The 16,310-nt window shown below is 70.4% G+C and carries 17 protein-coding genes; 11 read left to right on the plus strand and 6 right to left on the minus strand.

From position 1 onward, the window contains the following. The first annotated feature begins 8 nt into the window (after nucleotides 1-8). The 5 genes from AB0I15_RS37295 to AB0I15_RS37315 all read left to right on the plus strand — a co-directional run bounded on the left by AB0I15_RS37295 (nucleotide 9) and on the right by AB0I15_RS37315 (nucleotide 5,193). Nucleotides 9-947 (plus strand): DUF6282 family protein, encoded by a 939-nt coding sequence (locus tag AB0I15_RS37295; RefSeq protein ID WP_358106403.1) that lies wholly within the window; start codon nucleotides 9-11, stop codon nucleotides 945-947. Further along, a complete protein-coding gene (locus tag AB0I15_RS37300; RefSeq protein ID WP_358106406.1) occupies nucleotides 944-1,738 on the plus strand; it encodes an N-acyl homoserine lactonase family protein in 795 nt (264 codons plus the stop codon). Before AB0I15_RS37295 ends, AB0I15_RS37300 begins: the two co-directional genes overlap by 4 nt. 19 nt (nucleotides 1,739-1,757) lie before the next feature. Further along, nucleotides 1,758-2,570, plus strand: coding sequence for an SDR family NAD(P)-dependent oxidoreductase (locus AB0I15_RS37305; protein ID WP_358106409.1), 813 nt, complete (start codon nucleotides 1,758-1,760; stop codon nucleotides 2,568-2,570). Between the two features lie 20 nt (nucleotides 2,571-2,590). Further along, entirely contained in the window at nucleotides 2,591-3,364 is a 774-nt protein-coding gene (locus tag AB0I15_RS37310; protein WP_358106412.1) for a carboxymuconolactone decarboxylase family protein, read from the plus strand. Between the two features lie 413 nt (nucleotides 3,365-3,777). Then, a complete protein-coding gene (locus AB0I15_RS37315; protein ID WP_358106415.1) occupies nucleotides 3,778-5,193 on the plus strand; it encodes an FAD-binding oxidoreductase in 1,416 nt (471 codons plus the stop codon). 66 nt (nucleotides 5,194-5,259) lie between these two features. Here the strand turns inward: AB0I15_RS37315 and AB0I15_RS37320 are convergent, their stop codons facing one another. Further along, a complete protein-coding gene (locus AB0I15_RS37320; protein WP_358106418.1) occupies nucleotides 5,260-5,727 on the minus strand; it encodes a YdeI/OmpD-associated family protein in 468 nt (155 codons plus the stop codon). 338 nt (nucleotides 5,728-6,065) lie between these two features. On the opposite strand from AB0I15_RS37320, the gene AB0I15_RS37325 reads away from it, so the two are divergent. Beyond that, nucleotides 6,066-6,566 carry a hypothetical protein gene (locus tag AB0I15_RS37325; RefSeq protein WP_358106421.1) on the plus strand — a complete coding sequence of 167 codons (501 nt, stop codon included), beginning with the start codon at nucleotides 6,066-6,068 and terminating at the stop codon, nucleotides 6,564-6,566. 132 nt (nucleotides 6,567-6,698) lie between these two features. On the opposite strand, the gene AB0I15_RS37330 is transcribed toward AB0I15_RS37325, so the two are convergent. Beyond that, nucleotides 6,699-7,493, minus strand: a complete 795-nt coding sequence (locus tag AB0I15_RS37330) for an aldo/keto reductase (RefSeq protein WP_358106486.1) — start codon at nucleotides 7,491-7,493, stop codon at nucleotides 6,699-6,701. A 410-nt stretch (nucleotides 7,494-7,903) separates the two neighbouring features. Here AB0I15_RS37330 and AB0I15_RS37335 point away from each other — a divergent pair, with 410 nt between their 5' ends. After that, nucleotides 7,904-8,890 (plus strand): helix-turn-helix domain-containing protein, encoded by a 987-nt coding sequence (locus AB0I15_RS37335; RefSeq protein WP_358106424.1) that lies wholly within the window; start codon nucleotides 7,904-7,906, stop codon nucleotides 8,888-8,890. A 73-nt stretch (nucleotides 8,891-8,963) separates the two neighbouring features. Here the strand turns inward: AB0I15_RS37335 and AB0I15_RS37340 are convergent, their stop codons facing one another. Continuing rightward, a complete protein-coding gene (locus AB0I15_RS37340) occupies nucleotides 8,964-9,905 on the minus strand; it encodes a hypothetical protein (RefSeq protein WP_358106426.1) in 942 nt (313 codons plus the stop codon). 251 nt (nucleotides 9,906-10,156) lie between these two features. Between AB0I15_RS37340 and AB0I15_RS37345 the strand changes: the two genes are divergently transcribed. Beyond that, the gene (locus AB0I15_RS37345) at nucleotides 10,157-10,825 is read left to right on the plus strand and encodes an aminoglycoside phosphotransferase family protein (protein WP_358106429.1); all 669 of its coding nucleotides are present in this window, start codon (nucleotides 10,157-10,159) and stop codon (nucleotides 10,823-10,825) included. Nucleotides 10,826-11,289: 464 nt separating this feature from the next. Here AB0I15_RS37345 and AB0I15_RS37350 read toward each other — a convergent pair whose 3' ends face one another. Together AB0I15_RS37350 and AB0I15_RS37355 are read right to left on the minus strand one after the other, a co-directional pair. Next, a complete protein-coding gene (locus AB0I15_RS37350) occupies nucleotides 11,290-11,700 on the minus strand; it encodes a hypothetical protein (protein ID WP_358106432.1) in 411 nt (136 codons plus the stop codon). 224 nt (nucleotides 11,701-11,924) lie between these two features. Further along, nucleotides 11,925-12,614 (minus strand): TetR/AcrR family transcriptional regulator, encoded by a 690-nt coding sequence (locus AB0I15_RS37355; RefSeq protein ID WP_358106435.1) that lies wholly within the window; start codon nucleotides 12,612-12,614, stop codon nucleotides 11,925-11,927. A gap of 66 nt (nucleotides 12,615-12,680) precedes the next feature. On the opposite strand from AB0I15_RS37355, the gene AB0I15_RS37360 reads away from it, so the two are divergent. The 3 genes from AB0I15_RS37360 (at nucleotide 12,681) to AB0I15_RS37370 (ending at nucleotide 15,078) form a co-directional block, all read left to right on the plus strand. Then, a complete protein-coding gene (locus AB0I15_RS37360) occupies nucleotides 12,681-13,346 on the plus strand; it encodes an alpha/beta fold hydrolase (protein WP_358106438.1) in 666 nt (221 codons plus the stop codon). A 171-nt stretch (nucleotides 13,347-13,517) separates the two neighbouring features. Further along, complete coding sequence (locus AB0I15_RS37365) at nucleotides 13,518-14,477, plus strand: ferritin-like protein (RefSeq protein ID WP_358106441.1); 960 nt, start codon at nucleotides 13,518-13,520, stop codon at nucleotides 14,475-14,477. A 175-nt stretch (nucleotides 14,478-14,652) separates the two neighbouring features. Next, nucleotides 14,653-15,078, plus strand: coding sequence for a hypothetical protein (locus AB0I15_RS37370; RefSeq protein ID WP_358106444.1), 426 nt, complete (start codon nucleotides 14,653-14,655; stop codon nucleotides 15,076-15,078). A 247-nt stretch (nucleotides 15,079-15,325) separates the two neighbouring features. On the opposite strand, the gene AB0I15_RS37375 is transcribed toward AB0I15_RS37370, so the two are convergent. Then, nucleotides 15,326-16,279 carry an NAD(P)-dependent alcohol dehydrogenase gene (locus AB0I15_RS37375; protein ID WP_358106489.1) on the minus strand — a complete coding sequence of 318 codons (954 nt, stop codon included), beginning with the start codon at nucleotides 16,277-16,279 and terminating at the stop codon, nucleotides 15,326-15,328. Between the last annotated feature and the right edge of the window lie 31 nt (nucleotides 16,280-16,310).

Raw genomic sequence — 16,310 nt, forward strand, 5'->3', positions numbered from 1 at the left:
GAGCACGCATGACCACGGATCACCTGATCGACCCCGACCTCGACGGCGACCGCCGTGACCCCGACCCGGAGGCCGACGCGCTGCTCGTGGGCGCCGTCGACCTGCACCAGCACCCGGGGCCGAGCCCGTTCCCGCGCCGCATGGACATCCTCGACGCCGCCCGCGACGCGGCGGGCGCCGGGTTCAAGGCCATCGTCGCCAAGTCCCACCACCACAGCATGGTCACCGACATCCTCGCCCTCGGGCCGGCCGGCCTCGACGACCTGCCCGTGACCGTGCGCGGCGGGGTCGCCCTCAACCGCACCGTCGGCGGCCTCAACCCGTACGCGGTCGAGCTGGCCCTGCGGATGGGCGGCCGGGTGGTGTGGTTCCCCACGCTGGCCTCGTCCGCCCACATCGAGCACCACGCGCATCACGACACCGGTTTCCCCACCTCCGTCGTGGAGTTGCGTCCCAACGAGGTGATCCGCATCCTCGGCGCGGACGGCGAGGTGCTGCCCGAGGTGCGCGACATCCTGTCCGTCATCGCGGCCGAGCAGGCCGTGCTGACCTGCGGCCACCTCGGCGTCGAGGAGACGAGCGCGCTGATCGGGGCGGCCCGGCAGGAGGGCGTGGAGCGCATCCTCGTCAACCACCCCTGCTTCGTGGTCGGCGCGTCCACCGAGCAGGCCGGCGAGTGGGCCCGCCAGGGCGCGCACATCGAGCACTGCCTGGTGATGTACTTCGGCCGCCCCGAGCGGCGCAGGGACATCGGCGAGCTGCTGGCCTTCATCAAGGCCGCCGGCCCCGAACGCACGGTGCTGTCCTCGGACTCCGGGCAGAAGGCCAACCCGCTCCCGGTCACGCTCTTCCGCCGCGGCGCACGCGGCCTGCTGGACGCGGGCGTGCCCGAGGAGGACGTACGCCGCATGCTCGGCTCCAACGCCGCCGGCCTGCTCTTCCCATGACCGTCTCCCCCTACGAGGTTCTCGCCGTCAAGTACGCCACCCGCACCGGCCGCCGCTCCAGGACGTTCCTCAACCACCACGTCTACGGCGAGCCCGACGGCCTCATCACCATGGACTTCTACCTGTGGGTGGCCAGGAACGAGCACCACACCGTCGTGATCGACACCGGCGTCGGCCCCACGGGCCGCGACGGCCGGGCCCAGCGCACCGAGCTGGCCGAGCCGATGGCCGCACTGGCCGGCCTCGGTGTACTCCCCGAGGACGCGCCACAGGTCATCGCCACGCACGCGCACTTCGACCACATCGGCAACCTGGCGGCCTTCCCCGATTCGGAGGTCGTCATGGGCCTGGCCGAGTTCGACTTCTGGACCGGGCCGTACGCGCGGCGGCAGCAGTTCGCGTTCACGACCGAGACGGCCGAGCTGGCCCACCTGGTGGAGATCCGCGACCAGGGACGCGCCACCTTCGTGGCCCGGCCGACCACCGTCGCTCCCGGTGTCGAGGTGATCCCCGTCGGTGGGCACACCCCCGGCCAGCTCGTCGTGCGCGTGGCCACCCGGACCGGGCACGCCGTCCTCACCTCCGACGCCGCCCATTTCTACGAGGAGTTCGAGCGGGACCGGCCGTTCACGTGGCTGACCGACCTGGAGGGCACCTACCGCGCGTACGAGCTGCTGCGCGAGCTGGACTCCGAGCCGGGCCACGTCCTGGTCGCCGGCCACGACCCCGACGTGATGCGCCGCTTCCCGCTCCTCGACGGCGGCGGCGACCTCGTCGCCCGCGTCTCCTAGCCGCAAAGGAGGGTCCCTCGTGACTCATGACGTACCGGCGGGCCGCCTGGCCGGGAAAGTGGCCGTCGTCACCGGCGCGGGCAGCGGGATCGGCGCCGCCAGCGCGCGCCGCCTCTCGCGGGACGGGGCCGGCGTCGTCGTCGCCGACATCGACGGCGCGGCGGCCGCGCGGGTGGCCGCCGGGCTGCCCGGCCCGGCGGTGGCGGTGACGGCCGACGTCTCGACCGAGGAGGGGGTGGAGGCGTACGTCCGGGCCGCCGTGGACCGGTTCGGCCGGATCGACCTGCACCATCTCAACGCCGGGGTGCTCGGCACGATGGCGCCCCTGCCCGACGTCGAGCCCGCCGACTTCGACCACGTCATCGCGGTGAACCTGCGCGGGCCCTTCCTCGGCCTGCGCGCCGCCTTCCGCCGCTACCGCGAGCAGGAGGGCGGCGGGGCCGTCGTCGTGACGGCCTCGATCTCCTCGCTGCGCGGCGCCGACGACCAGCTCCCGTACCAGACCTCCAAGCACGGCGTGCTGGGCCTGGTCCGCGGCGCCGCCATGTACGGCGGGCCGCGCGGCGTCCGGGTGAACGCGGTCGCGCCCGGCCTGATCCCCACCGCCATCTTCCCCGCCGGCCGGGCCGCGACCGTCGCCGCGCGCGGCGGCACCACGCCGATGCGGCGCACGGGCAGCGCCGACGAGGTCGCCGGCGTGGTCGCGTTCCTGCTCGGCGACGACGCCTCCTATGTCACGGGCGAGGTCGTGTCCGCCGACGGCGGCGCGTTCATCGTCAACACCGTCGTCGGCTCCGGCGGCGCGGGCGCCTGGACCCCACCGCCCGTCTGAACTGAAGGAGATCATCCATCATGGCGCTGACGCCACACCAGCAGCAGATCAAGGACGAGTTCACCAGGGTGCGCGGCACCTGGGGCGAGCCGTGGGAGAGCATCCTGCGCCTCGATCCGGCCTTCCTCCAGGCCTACCTCGGCCTGTCGGCGGTGCCGTGGCAGAGGGACGTCCTGCCGCCCGTGGTCAAGGAGTTCATCTACATCGCGGCGGACGCCGCCGCCACCCACCTGTACACGCCGGGCATCCGGCAGCACGTGCGCGCCGCCCTGGACCACGGGGCGACGGCGGCGCAGATCATGGAGGTGCTGGAGCTGACCAGCACGCTCGGCATCCACGCCGCCAACATCGGCGTGCCGCTGCTGCTGGAGGTGCTGGAGGAGGAGGGCCTGCGCACCGGGCCGGCGCCCCTGGACGAGCGCCGGGAGGAGCTGAAGGCGGCCTTCACCGAGCGGCGGGGTTACTGGCACGCCTTCTGGGACGGTCTGCTGGAGCTCGACCCGGACCTGTTCGAGGCGTACCTCTCCTTCTCGGGCGTCCCCTGGACGAGCGGCGTCCTCGAGCCGAAGGTCAAGGAACTCGTCTACATCGCCTTCGACGCCTCCGCCACACACCTGTACGCCCCCGGCCTCAAACTGCACATCCGCAACGCCATCGGGTACGGCGCCACGGCGGCGGAGATCATGGAGGTGCTGGCCATCGTCAGCGTCATCGGCATCCACGCCGCCACGGTCGCGGCGCCCATCCTCGAAGAGGAACTCGCCTCCCGCCCGCCCGAGCCCGCCACCCCTTGAGCAGGAGTCCCTCCGCTCGGGGCTGGGGCGACGAATACCGGTTGTCCCGTAGGTCACTTGAATCCTGGGGGTACTTCATGCGACGTTCACTGGTCGGTGCCGCGGGCCGACCGGGCCGGGCTCGTGCCGGGCTCCCACGCCGCACCGACCGTCCTGGCAGAGGGCGTCGCGGGCCCGAGGCGGCCCATGACGCCGTAGGGGGGTGCCAGGGCCTGTCCATCGTGCGCTCCCGGGGACGGCCGAATCACGCGATAACCGCATCGGTCGGCAGATGTCCGGCGAATGCCCGCTCAATGGCCTGGCATGGCGCGCCCCGGCTGTGAAGACTGGGGGGCGAGCCGGCAGGGGAAGCGGACCTTCACGTCGGCGTCGTCATGCCCCCAGCCGCACCGGCCGATACGACGGGAGAGTCCATGGGTACGAGCCACGTCGACGTGGCGGCACTCCAGGACGGTTTCGCGGGGCGGGTGCTGCTGCCCGGCGACGACGGCTACGACCGGCACCGGAGTGTGTGGAACGCGATGGTCGACCGGCGTCCGGCGGTCATCGCCCGCTGCGCCGGCCGCGACGACGTCGCCGCCGCTGTGCGCTTCGGGCGCGACCACGGCCTTGACATCGGGGTGCTCTGCGGCGGGCACAGCATTCTCGGGCTGCCGGTGGCGGAGGGCGGGCTGATGATCGACCTGTCGCCCATGGACGCCGTACGGGTGGATCCGGCGGCCCGCCGCGCCTGGGTTCAGGGCGGCGCGCTGCTCGGTGCCCTCGACCGCGCGACCCAGCCGTACGGCCTGGCCACCACGGCGGGGAACGTCTCCCATACCGGCGTGGGCGGTCTGACACTCGGCGGCGGGATGGGCTGGCTGGCCAGACGGTACGGCCTGTCGTGCGACAACGTGGCGTCCTTCGAGATGGTGACCGCCGACGGCGCCGTGGTGCGCGCGGACGCGACGGAGAACGCCGACCTGTTCTGGGGGCTGCGCGGCGGTGGCGGCAACTTCGGCGTGGTGACCGAGTTCGAGTTCCGGCTGCACCAGGTCGGCACCCAGGCCCTGCTCGTGGACCTGTACTTCCCGCCCGAGGACGCCGCCGGGGTGCTGAGCGGGTGGCGCGACCTGATCGGCGACGCGCCGCGCAGTGCCACCTTCACCGCATGGGTCGGCCGTACGGAGGACTGGCCGCACCTGCCGCCCGCGCTGCACGACCGGCCGCTGGCCGCCGTCGGCTACGTCTGGGTGGGTGATCCGGACGAGGGCCGCCGCCTGCTGCCGGCCCTGCGCGACCTGGGCTCGCCGGTCGCCGAACACGTCCGCGACCTGTCCTATCTCGACCTGCAGACGATGGACGACACCGTCGAGGGCCACCGGCACCGCAGGTACTGGAAGGGTCACTACTTCGGCGAGTTCCCGGACGACGCCGTCCGCGCCTTCCTGGCCCGCGGTGCCGCCGACACCGACGCCGACACCGACGCCGACGCGGCCTGTCTGCCGGCGGCCGGCTTGCAGGCGTACGGCGGCGCGATCGCGGACGTGGCCGACGACGAGACGGCCTTCAGCCATCGCGGCACCCTCGTCGAGTTCGTCGCGGCGGCGCGCTGGTCGGATCCGGCCGAGGACGCGGACCGCATGGCCGCCGCACGCCGGTACGCGGCGTCGCTGGAGCCGTTCGCCGCGGGGGTCTACGTCAACGCCCTGACCGACGAGGGTGAGCCGGGGGTGCGGCGCGCGTACCCCAGGGAGAAGCTCGCGCGCCTGACGGCGCTCAAAAACCGGTGGGACCCCGACAACGTCTTCCGCCTCAACCACAACATCCCACCGACGGCCCGGGACTGACCGGTCACCCACCGCCCGAGACGCCGGTGGGGCGGAGCCGCCACCGTGTCGCCCCTGATCACGCGCTCAGGTCTTGGGACGCTGCTTGACCCCCGCCTCGAGCAGGCGGACCACTTCGGCGATCCGCTGCGCCCGTATCTCGGGGCGGCCTTTTGTGGCGTCGATCCAGCGTAGATAGGCCCGCAGGTAGAACTGGGCGAGCGAGTCGAAGAACGCTCCCGCCGCGGGATTGGCCTCCAGGGCCGCGGCGATGTCCTCGGCGAGGTCGGCCCGCTGCGGCCCTTCCGGTGAAAGCACCACGCTCACCCGCGTACCCGGCTCAAGCCCGCACTGCAGCCAGGCGGGACCGAGCAGAAAACCGCGCCGCCCGTTGTGCTCGGTGAGCACCGCGCGGATGCCCATCCCGTTGAGCGTGCCCGTCACGTGATGCACAGGCTTGGGCGCCCAGACCACGTCCGGATCGAACGGCACCGGAACGAACAGCCGCCCTCGCCCGCCCGCCTCACTGTCGACGGTGTACTCCCGCTGCTCCACGCCTCGATACTGCCACGACGGCTCCCCCAGCACACGCCGACGCGGAACAGACCCTCGCCTGCGGCGTCGAACGCCTTGCCGGGCAGGGTCGGCGAGGATCGCGCGGCGGGCCCCGGGGCATTGTTGCGATTGTTGCGTCATTTGTTGCGCAGCTCAGGAGGGTGGGCGGCGGGTGGCGGGCGGTCACAACATGAGGACGCGACGACCGGCGCCACGCGACACCGAGAGGCCGTAGAAAGTCCGACCCGCAGTCTCGCGTCGGAAACGATCCGCCTGTCCGCCAGGGCCGGGCGTCGGTCTGCCATCACTCAGCTCAGCTCGACGACAGGAGACCGCGAATGCTCACGAAACGCAGCATCGTCACGCTCGCCGCCGCCACCCTCATGGGGTCGGGCGTCATGGCGGCCGGCCCGGCGAACGCCACCGCCTCCACCGCCCGGACGATGGACCCCACCCCGCCGTCGAACGTCACCGTCAGCTGCACCTCCGTCAGGGCCATCGGGAACCTGTACGTCGGTGCGTGGCGCAGGACACACGTCGTTCACCGCAACGTCGACCGCTACGGGAACGGGGTGATCACCTTCGGTGTCGTCCGCGAACGTGACCGGCTCTACACCAGGCGCTGCACGTGGTACATGAGCGGCCGGGTCGCGATGAGGTACGACGCCTTCTACCGGATCTACGGCGAAGACAGAGGAGGCCAGTTGAGGTGCTCCTATATCGGCGGTCGCGAGGGAGGATGCCAGTTCGTCCGGGCCTCCCAATGGCGGTCGACTTCGGGCCGGGTCTCCTGCAGCCCCAGTATGTGCAAGGGATACCCGAACTGGCGACGCCTGTAGCAGGGCGGGCGGCCGACGCGAACTCGGCTCAGCGCACCGGGCAGGCCACCGTCCTCGTGACGGTGGCCTGCAGCCGGCGGCCGGCTCTCGGGCCAAGCCGCCCGCGAGCGTGTCACGGCAGGGCTCGGGACCTCATGCGAGACGGTTCAGCCGGGCGATCTGCTCGTCGGTCAGCCGTAGCGCCGACGCCGCGACGTTCTGCTCGAGGTGGCCGATCGAGGAGGTGCCGGGGATGGGGCACATCACGTCGGAGCGGGCCAGCAGCCAGGCCAGTGCGACCTGCGCCGGCGTCGAGCCGGTCTCCGCCGCCACCTCGGCGACGACACCGCCGGCCCGGGCCAGTTCGCCGTTCATGATCGGAAACCAGGCGACGAACGGAATGCGCTCCCGTTCGCAGTGGTCGAGCACGTCCTCACCGATGCGGTTCGCGACGTTGAACAGGTTCTGGACGGCCGCGACATCGATGATCGCCCGAGCGGACTCGATCTGCTCGACGGTGACCGTCGACAGTCCGAAATGTGCGATCTTGCCGTCGTCCTGCAGCTCCTTCATGGCCCCGAGCTGGTCCTCGAACGGCACCAGCGGGTCGATCCGGTGGAGATAGAACAGCCCGATCCGGTCGACGTTCAGGCGGCGCAGGCTCGCCTCGCACTGCTGGCGCAGGTAGGCGGGACGCCCGACCGCCTCCCACTCCCGTGGCCGTACCTGAGCCTGCCCCGCCTTCGTCGCGATCAGCAGGTGGTCGGGGTAGGGATGCAGCGCCTCGCGCAGGATGTCCTCCGTCACGCCGAAGGCGTAGGAGTCGGCGGTGTCGATGTGGTCGACGCCGAGCTCGACAGCACGGCGCGCGACCTGGACCGCGCGATCCCGGTCTGCGGGCGGCCCCCAGATGTCGGCGTCGGACAGGCGCATCGCACCGAAAGACATACGGTGCACCGTCAGGTCGCCGATCCGGACGGTGCCCGACTGTTCGATCTGCTGTTGTACGTTCGAGCCCGCCACCGACGCCGTGCTCGTCCGGCTCACCGCCACTTCGATCTCCTCCGCTCGACTGTCACGACCCCTCACAGGGGCGATCAAGCCTCGCAGCGGCCGACGGCGCCTGGATAGAACGTGCCCGTCACGTTGACAGCATCCAGGTGACACCGTCCTCTGCTGGACTTGGGGCGACGTCACCCGTCACCATGACGCTGTCGCGGATGTTCCACCGGGATGACGCCCGGGTACAAGCGTGCGCCGGGCCCGCCCGTCTAGGGTGTGCGATGCGCCTGGCACCGGGGTTGAGGAGGCGGCGGCAGCGTGCTGGTCGCCGCCCGACGGTCCAAGGGAGAGTTGACGTGACGGCTGCGGACACGCGTACGGACAGGCCGTACGGGACGTTCTCCGTGGACACCTCGGCCCAGAACGGCGCCCGGCCCTTCTTCGACCGCTTCCGTCATGCGTGGGAGACCGAGATCGGCGCGGCCTTCCCGCTGCCGGCCTTCAGCGCGGCGACCGCCGATGACCTGCGGGGCAGGATCCGGGCCTCCAAGGTCCAGGACACGGTGATCACGGACGTCCGCGTCGCATCGGACGTCCGCACGGCGGGAGCCCTCGGCGACCACAATGACGAGGTACGGATGTACGTCATGCGGCGCGGCGCATGGATGCTCACCCGGCCGCGCGATCGCAGCGAGATCACCGTACCGGCCGGGCAGGTCCTGCTCCGGTACAACGGCTGGCCCTCGCACTTCCAGGTGGTGCCCGGCACGACGGCGAGGGTGCTGGCGCTGCCCGCTTCCGTCCTCAAACCGTTGATCGGCGACCGGCAGATCGTCGCCACCGCCGACTCGCCCGAGACCCGCATGCTCATGGCGCACGCGAACATGGTCCACGCCACGCTGAACGACCTCACCCCGGCCGGCGCGCAGGCCGCCCGCAACGCCCTCGTCGAGCTGGCCAAGGGCGTGATGAGGAGCCAGGTCGACGGCACCGAGCCGCTGCTGGCGCCGGCCCTGGCCCGCGCCGCGAAAGATCTCGCGGACGACCATCTCGCCGATCCCGATCTGTCGCCCACGATGCTGGCCCGCGAGCTCCGCGTGACCGTACGAACGTTGCAGCGCGCGTTCGCGGCGACCGAGGAGTCGGCCACCGCCTACATTCGCCGCAGGCGGCTGGAACAGGCCGGCCTCGCGCTGACCGCGCCGTTCGGCCGGCCGAGCGTCTCCGAACTCGCCGCCCACTGGCAGTTCGCCGACAGCAGCCACTTCATCCGGGCCTTCAAGAAACAGTACGGTCAGACGCCCGCCGAGTACGCCCGCTCGACAGGGCCCGCCCATCCGTGAGCGCGGCGCCGGCTTTGCTTCGAGTACGGCACGCCACCCCTGTGGCGTGCCGATCGTCGTTCTGCGCCGCTACCTACTTGGCCTGCTGGTCGAACAGGCCGTCCGTCATCCGCAGGAGCGGCGCGGGGTAGGTGCCCTCACCCTCGTCGCTGAACTGCCCGCCGTACGACGCCTGCCAGACGCCGGTCGAGGTGTTCCGGATGGAGGTGTGGCTCAGCGTGCCGCCGTCCGCGTTCGAGCCGTAGAGCGCCCAGTGGTGGGCGGTGCGCTTGTTCGTCGCCGAGTCGGCACTGACCGTGTCGTCGTTGCTCGATGCGAGGAAGGTGTAGTCCGTACCCATCTGGGAGGCCGGCTGCTTTCCCAGCCAACTGATGAAGCCGCTGCCCGGACGCATGTCGCTGCACTGCTCGTGCGTGATGGCGCACGCGGTCACCACCGCGCTGCCGATGCCCTGGTGCGGCGTGGCGAACGTGACCATGTCCTCGATGTACAGGAACGGGGGCCAGTCTCTGGGCCACTCGGTCGCGCCGATGTCGTTCCTGTCGATCGTCAGCCCGCTCAGGTCGGGCGCCGGCTTGCCCACGCCGTACCTGTTGACGCCTTCGATGGCCGCCTTCGCGACCAGACCGCCCATGGAGTGCGTCACGACGTCGATCGCCACGTCATGGCTGGAGTACAGGTAGTAGACGGTCCACGCGAACTGGCGGCCGACCTCCTGGATGCGCGTGTCGGTGGTCCCTTGGAGCCGAAGGTCGCAGTTGGTGGCCTTGTTGTAGTAGCCGAAGGTGACGACGTCGCCCCAGCCATTCGCGTTCAGCACCTTCTCGGCGCTGTTCCATGCGCCGGAGCAGCTGATGTCGGCCTCGCGGTCGAACCCGTGAACCATGACGGTGACCCGGTGCCCGTCGACCCGCGCGGGCGCGGCTGACGCGGCCGGTGCGCCGGCGATCAGAACGGCCGCGACGGTGGCCACGACCAGGGACAGAGAAAAACCGGATCTGGCTAATCTGTGCATCCACGCTCTCCGTTTTCGTGAGGTCGCAGGCAGAGTAGCGCTCGGACGATCATCTGTGAATCAAGGTCGGCGCCACTGACCAACTGCGGCCGACGGGCCCCCGGGGTCGTACGTCGAGGGGTGGGCGACAACGGTGATCCCGTCAGGCTCGGGGGCGCGCAGCGGTTGAACACGACGACGAGATTTCGCGGGACATGACCGGAAAACCACGTCCTCCAGTCGAAAAGGAACAGAAAGGGCGAAGACCGCACGTGGAAGCCGCGCTGGAGGCTCACCCGCCCATGATCGTGATGAGCAGGCTGCCCGGCCGCGTCCTGCGCGGCGAGCACGCCACCGGCGAGCAGCTCAGGGCGGTGGCCGCCGCGCTGAACCGGCTTCATCGACTCCCGCCCCAGGTGGTGGAAGAGACCGAGCCCGCCGCCTGGGGGCCCGCAGCGGCCGTGGCCAAGACCCGCGCCTTGGCCGGCAGGCGGCCCGACCTCGGCAGTGACCCCCTCGTGCACGAGGCCTTCCGCGCGGGGATCGCCTGCCTGGCCTCCACCGCGCCCGACACGCTCACCACGAACCCGCTGCCGCCCGTCCTCGGGCTGGCGGACGGAAACCATGCGAACTACCTGTGGGATGATCACGAGGGCCGGGTGCGCCTGCTCGACTGGGAAGACTCCGGCCGCAACGATCGCGCCTTCGAGCTCGGCGAGGTGACCGAGCACATCTCCCGCGTCGATGTCGCCCTGGATGCCGAGCGGCTGCTGGCCCACCTCGACCTGGCCCCAGGGGAAGGCGAGCGGGTGCGCGACTTTCGCCGCCTGATCGCGCTGGGCTGGTTTCTCCAGCTCGGCCCCGACGGGCCGGCGACCCCGCACAACCCCGTTGGCACCCTGAAACGCCAGGCCGAACGGATTCTGCGCCTGCTCGGCTGACAACGCGGACAAACCGTCCGCCGCACACGAGGACCGGCGGGCCGGGAGCAGCCCAAGCCGTCATCGGCGCTCTTCCGGCTTCCAGGTCAAGGGTGAGTTTGGGATGCGCATCGTTACGCTCAGTATCTTCGTGCTACAAAGAGTAGCCGAAGGGGTTCCCATCGTTTCGAATGGAGAATTCGTTGCGTATCACCGCAGCACTGAGCGGCGGCCTGCTCGCCGCGGCAGCCGTTCTCATCGCCATCGCCCCCGCGGCCGACCACGACGTCATCACCCTCGCGTCGAGAGCCTGCTGATCCGGGGGCACCTGGGCGAGCCCTTCCATGGGGCTCGCCTTGCGCGTGGCGTCGGCACGCCGGTCCGGCATTCGGTCCGGCGCTGCGCGGAATCTCATGGCCGGAAGCCACACATGATCGTCTGGCTCGCATAGCCTCCGGCCCTTTGTCTGGTGACGCGTCTTACGGTCAGAGCGCCAGCAGGTCGAATCCGCCGTTGGCCAGGCGTCCCGTGTTGGTGTCGTAGACGTTGACGGTGATGGTGTTGCTGTGCCGCCAGCAGGTCTCGGACGGGTTGCGGTAGGCGATGTGCGGCAGTCGTCGCGGCTCGCGTGAGGTGAGCAGGATGAGCGAGTGCGGCGCGTCCACGGAAGGGTCGAGTTTGACGCAGTAGTGGCCGGTGCCCGCGCGCCAGGCCCTGAGGACGTTCGTGCCGTTGTTCAGGCTGCCGTCGGCGTTGATGATGGCGGCGGCGCTGGCGTAGTACGTCGACGCCTGCTTGTGCGCACCCTGGACTTCGGCGTGTGCGGGAGAGACCGCTGCCGCGATGAACCCGGCGACCGTCAGCGCGAACGCGCCTGACACCGTACGACGGAGCATGATTTTTCCTTTCGATCGCGCCCCAAATAGGAAGCAAGATTGAAAGTAAGTCCGCATCGGTTGTGACACCGCGCGCCACCCCGGACAAGGACAATCAAGAAATCTTGAGCGATCGGACGTGAACCGATGGTTATCGCATGTGGCGACTACTCACGGCGGGGTTATTCGGCGCGGCGGCAGGATCGCCGCTATGAATTTCAGGTTTTATCGGCATTCTGTCCCGTTTATTCGCTTGGCTTGTCGGCCTTCGGCGGGAGGTTTGGCCCGGATTGTGGCGCAGGGGTCTTACCACCACGAGGCAGGCCGCAGGTGAGGTCGTGTTCCAGGGTGCGGGCGTAGGACTCGACACTGACCACGATGTCGATCGTGTCGGGGTCGAGGAGCCACTGGGACTGCAGGCCGTCGAGGGTGGCGATGATCTCCGCCGCCTTCGCCGCCGGGTCGATGTCGTCGCGGGCCAGGCCGGCGGCCTGCGCGGAGCGGATGCTGTCGGCGACGATGGCGCGGATCGCGCGGTAGCGGTCGACGAAGTGCCGGTGGCCGGGCGCGCCCGGTTCGAGGCTCTCCGCGACCAGGACGGTGAACAGCTTGGCCAGCCCTGCCCGCTCCTTGTTGCGCCGCGCGAACTGCGGCATGGCCCGCAACCGGCCGGTGGGCTCCATGCCCAGGAGCTCCATCGCGAACGCCTCGCTGTCGAGGTCGCGCCGCTCGATCACCGCCAGGAGCAGGCCCGCCTTGTTGCCGAAGTGGTGCAGGAGCCCGGGCTCGCTGATGCCCGCCCGGGTCGCGACCTCGGCGAGCGAGGTGCCTCGGTAGCCGCCGCGCGCGAACATGTCCGAGGCCACGGCGATGATCTCCTCTCGCCGCCGACGCGCCTGTTCCTGCCTGGTGGGGGCTTGCCTATCGCGGACCACGATGTGAGTATACAACTCACTTACCGAGTACTCGGTAAGTGAGTTTCGAGACAGCGAGGTGTGGCCATGTCGTCGACGCGCAGGCACATCGGAGGGCTGGTGGCCGCGGGCACCCTGCTGGCCGGGCTGAGCGCCGGCCGGCCGGCCCAGGCCGCCGAGCCGGAGCCGGTCATCCTGATCCACGGCTGGAACGGCTCGGCCACCGAGTTCGCCCGGATGGAGTCGGCGCTGGAGCAGGCCGGCCACCCGGCGTACGCGATCGACCTGCCCGGCGAGGAGAACGTCGCCAACGCCGAAGCCATCAGGGACCTGGTGACGCAGGTACGGCAGGAGCACGGCGGCGCGAAGGTCAGCCTCGTCGGGCACAGCATGGGCGGGCTTTCGGCGCGTCACTACCTGAAGTTCCTCGGCGGCGCCGATGCGACACTGAGCTACCTCTCCATGGGCACCGCGCAACGCGGCTACTGGCCCGCCTGCCTCCTGCCCGCGAACCAGGGCGGGCAGATGTGCCCCACCAGCACGTTCGTCAGCCGGCTCAACACCGGGGACCCGACGCCCGACCCTGTCCGGTACACGCTGCTGACGAGCTCGCTCGACGAGACGCGCAACGACGTCATCGACGGCGTGTGGTGCCGGGCCGAGTTCCCGGGGGTGGCTCATGCCGACGAACCGAAGTCTCAGGTGTTCATCGACGCCGTCATCGGCATCCTGGACGGGCGGTGCCCGTCCTGACCGATCGGCGGACACGCGTACGGCGAAGAACCGGCCGGATTCCGGCAAAACAATGATGACGTATGAACCCCGGTGACCTGGGAAAACTCCTCGACGTCCGAGAAGGCGGGAACGGGGCGCCGCGAGCGGCGGAGTCTCGCGGCCCTGGTGAGCTGAAAGTGGCGTTGTGAGATGAAGCCGGTGCTGACGGGGACGCCTCCCATCAAGGCGATCAGGGAGTATGTCGAGGCGCGTATCCTCTCGCCGGACGATCTGAGAGGCGCGTTGCAACTGGCGATGCGGCTGGAGTTCGCCACGATCCCGCCGTACCTGTGCGCGGAGTGGTCGGTCAGGCACGACCCGGACCGCACCGCGGACGTCGTGCACCGGGTGGTGATCCAGGAGATGAACCACTTCGCGCTGGCGGGGAACCTGCTGACGGCGGTCGGGGGCAGGCCGTCGGTGGCCCACGCGGACTTCCTGCCCGTCTACCCGGCCAACGAGCTGCCCGGCGGCATCCCGCAGGAGTTGCCGGTCGACCTCAAACCGCTGGTCCAGGACCAGCTCGCGGTGTTCATGCAGATCGAGTACCCGGACTTCCCCCCGGTGGCTCGCCTGGAGGAGGCGCCGCCGACCATCGGCGCCTTCTACGACACGATCATCGAGACGTTCCGGGAGACCAATCCAGAGATCGACCCGGCCGCGCTCGCGGTGGAGGTTCCCCAGGCTCCGCCGATCCGGACCGTCGCCGACGCGATCGAGACGATCGACCGGATCAAGAGAGAAGGGGAGGGCGTCTCCGACTCGCCCAGCTCCCCCACCGGCGGCGCAACGAGTCACGCGCACTACTACCTGTTCAAGGAGCTGTACGTCGGCAAGCGGCTGATCAAGGTCGGCGATGAGTGGAGTTTCACCGGCGCGCCCATCACCTTGCCCGACGTCCATCCTTTCGGGCCCTCGGCGGCGGAGCCGGAGCTGTCACTGGAGTTCCGGCGCATTCTGACCGGCCTGATGACCGGCCTGGAGTCCTGCTGGACGACGCCGGGCGCCGAACCGGACGTGTCGGCGATGTTCGACCTGAGATCCGCCGGCCAGGACCTCATCGAACGCGGCATCCGCCCGGACTTCACCTGGCTGGACACGCGGCGATAGCGCTTGGTACGCGGGACAAGAGCCGCACTCGTCACACATTTCCGTCGATCGTTTGAATGGCAGGTGGTCCGTCATGGGCTCCGGGATCGTCCTCAGTTTGTCAGCCCCGTTGCGACTGGCCGCCGGGGAGGCCAGTGACCCCGTCGAGATCGCGACATCCTGCTCTGACCGGAAGATGTCGCTCCGCGTCATAGCCTTCGGCGCCGATGGCTCGCGCAACGCCGCGCCGCCGCGGATCCGGCTCCAGGTCGACACGGGACCACCGGTGGAGGCGACGGAGTACCCCGCGGCCCAGCCGATCACCGACGCCCAGAACCAGGTCGCGGGCTCGGCCGCCTGGATGCGCAGGGACGCCGGCGTCTACGGCGTTCAGGTGGCTCTCGACCGCCCCGGTGGCACCTGGCGCATCCAGATCGAGAACGACGGTGCGGACACCCGCGCCTTCCAGATCGTCAGCCTCGGTGGAGCCGAAGTCCGTGACGACGACGGATGGCCGTCGATCGACGTCTACTGCGGCTGCCACCCGTGCGCGTGCACACGTCATGAAGGCGACTCGGAGAGAGAGTGCCGGCACTGCGAGCACGCGTGCGAGCCCGCGTGAGAGACACGGTGACGCCGCCTGTCGCCGACATCGTGGCCATCTCGTACGGTACGGAGTCGGCCGCCTGACGGCTCACCTCTTCGGTCGGCCGTCTCCGGCGTGGTCCGGAGCTCGTCGTCGCCGCCCGGGAAGGAGCAGGTGACGTCTCCGCCGGCGTACGCGTCGAAGAGCGGTCCGACGCTGTCGTGGTCGGCGGCGATGACGCCGTCCGGCGAGACCGCCGCGCCGGCCCTACGCTGCCGAGCGGTCAGTGCCGGATCTCGATGACGTGCTTCCCGCGTACGCCGCCGGCTTCCAGGGCGCGGTGTGCGGCGGCGATGGCGGCCAGAGGGTGGACGGTGTCGACGACGGGACGGATGTCGCCGTTCTCCGCGTACCGAGTCAGTTCGGCGAACAGCTCGTGCCGGGGGTTGCCGCTGAAGAAACGCACCCGCCGGGAGCCGTGGACGGCGGAGCCGAGGATGTAGGACAGGCTGCTGAGCGGGCTCGCGATGTCGAAGGCGATGGCCACCATGCGTCCGCCCGGAGCCAGCAGCCGGCGGTAGGCGGGGTGCTGAGTGCCCACGGTGTCCATGATGACGTCGAACGCGCCCAGTTCGGAGGGATGTGTCGCCTGGTAGTCGAGGACCTCGTCGGCGCCCAGGCCGCGAACGAAGCCGAGGTTCCGCGGGCCCGCGAGGGCGGTGACGTGAGCGCCGAAAGCCTTGCCGATCTGGACCGCGACGCTGCCGACGCCGCCACTGGCGCCGCGTACGAGGAGGCGTTCGCCCTTCCTGAGACGGGCCTTGTCACGCAGGGCGGTGATCGCGGTCGTTCCACCCGCCAGCAGGGAGACGGCCTGCACCGGCGTGAGGCCGGCCGGGGCGGGAGCGATCTGCCGAGGGCGGACGGACACGTACTCGGCCGCGCTGCCGAAGGTCGTCCGCCCCAGGAACCCCCACACCCGCTCCCCCTCGCGGAGGCCGGTCACCGAGGGGCCGAGCTCGGCGATCTCGCCGACGAAGTCGATCCCGGCGCGCTGGGGGAAGCGGCGCCCCGTCACCAGGCGCAATTTCCCGGTCCGGCCCGCCAACTCGCCGCCGTTGACGCTGACGGCGCGGACACGGACCAGCACCTCATCGGGCTTGACGGCCGGCATGGGCACCTTGCCCTCGTACAGCACCTCCGGCGGGCCGTAGCGGTCGTAGAGGGCTGCGCGCATCTCGTTCACGGCGTCGTCCTGTCTGCTTCGG

It is taken from the genome of Nonomuraea sp. NPDC050643, from assembly GCF_040654715.1.
Lineage (GTDB): Bacteria > Actinomycetota > Actinomycetes > Streptosporangiales > Streptosporangiaceae > Nonomuraea.

What these genes read in the sequence shown, in the direction of transcription:
- AB0I15_RS37295 (WP_358106403.1), top strand. Translation starts at nt 9, where the DNA reads ATGACCACGGATCACCTGATCGACCCCGACCTCGACGGCGACCGCCGT.
- AB0I15_RS37300 (WP_358106406.1), top strand. Translation starts at nt 944, where the DNA reads ATGACCGTCTCCCCCTACGAGGTTCTCGCCGTCAAGTACGCCACCCGC.
- AB0I15_RS37310 (WP_358106412.1), top strand. Translation starts at nt 2,591, where the DNA reads ATGGCGCTGACGCCACACCAGCAGCAGATCAAGGACGAGTTCACCAGG.
- AB0I15_RS37315 (WP_358106415.1), top strand. Translation starts at nt 3,778, where the DNA reads ATGGGTACGAGCCACGTCGACGTGGCGGCACTCCAGGACGGTTTCGCG.
- AB0I15_RS37325 (WP_358106421.1), top strand. Translation starts at nt 6,066, where the DNA reads ATGCTCACGAAACGCAGCATCGTCACGCTCGCCGCCGCCACCCTCATG.
- AB0I15_RS37330 (WP_358106486.1), bottom strand. Translation starts at nt 7,493, where the DNA reads ATGTCTTTCGGTGCGATGCGCCTGTCCGACGCCGACATCTGGGGGCCG.
- AB0I15_RS37340 (WP_358106426.1), bottom strand. Translation starts at nt 9,905, where the DNA reads ATGCACAGATTAGCCAGATCCGGTTTTTCTCTGTCCCTGGTCGTGGCC.
- AB0I15_RS37350 (WP_358106432.1), bottom strand. Translation starts at nt 11,700, where the DNA reads ATGCTCCGTCGTACGGTGTCAGGCGCGTTCGCGCTGACGGTCGCCGGG.
- AB0I15_RS37360 (WP_358106438.1), top strand. Translation starts at nt 12,681, where the DNA reads ATGTCGTCGACGCGCAGGCACATCGGAGGGCTGGTGGCCGCGGGCACC.
- AB0I15_RS37365 (WP_358106441.1), top strand. Translation starts at nt 13,518, where the DNA reads ATGAAGCCGGTGCTGACGGGGACGCCTCCCATCAAGGCGATCAGGGAG.
- AB0I15_RS37370 (WP_358106444.1), top strand. Translation starts at nt 14,653, where the DNA reads ATGTCGCTCCGCGTCATAGCCTTCGGCGCCGATGGCTCGCGCAACGCC.
- AB0I15_RS37375 (WP_358106489.1), bottom strand. Translation starts at nt 16,279, where the DNA reads ATGCGCGCAGCCCTCTACGACCGCTACGGCCCGCCGGAGGTGCTGTAC.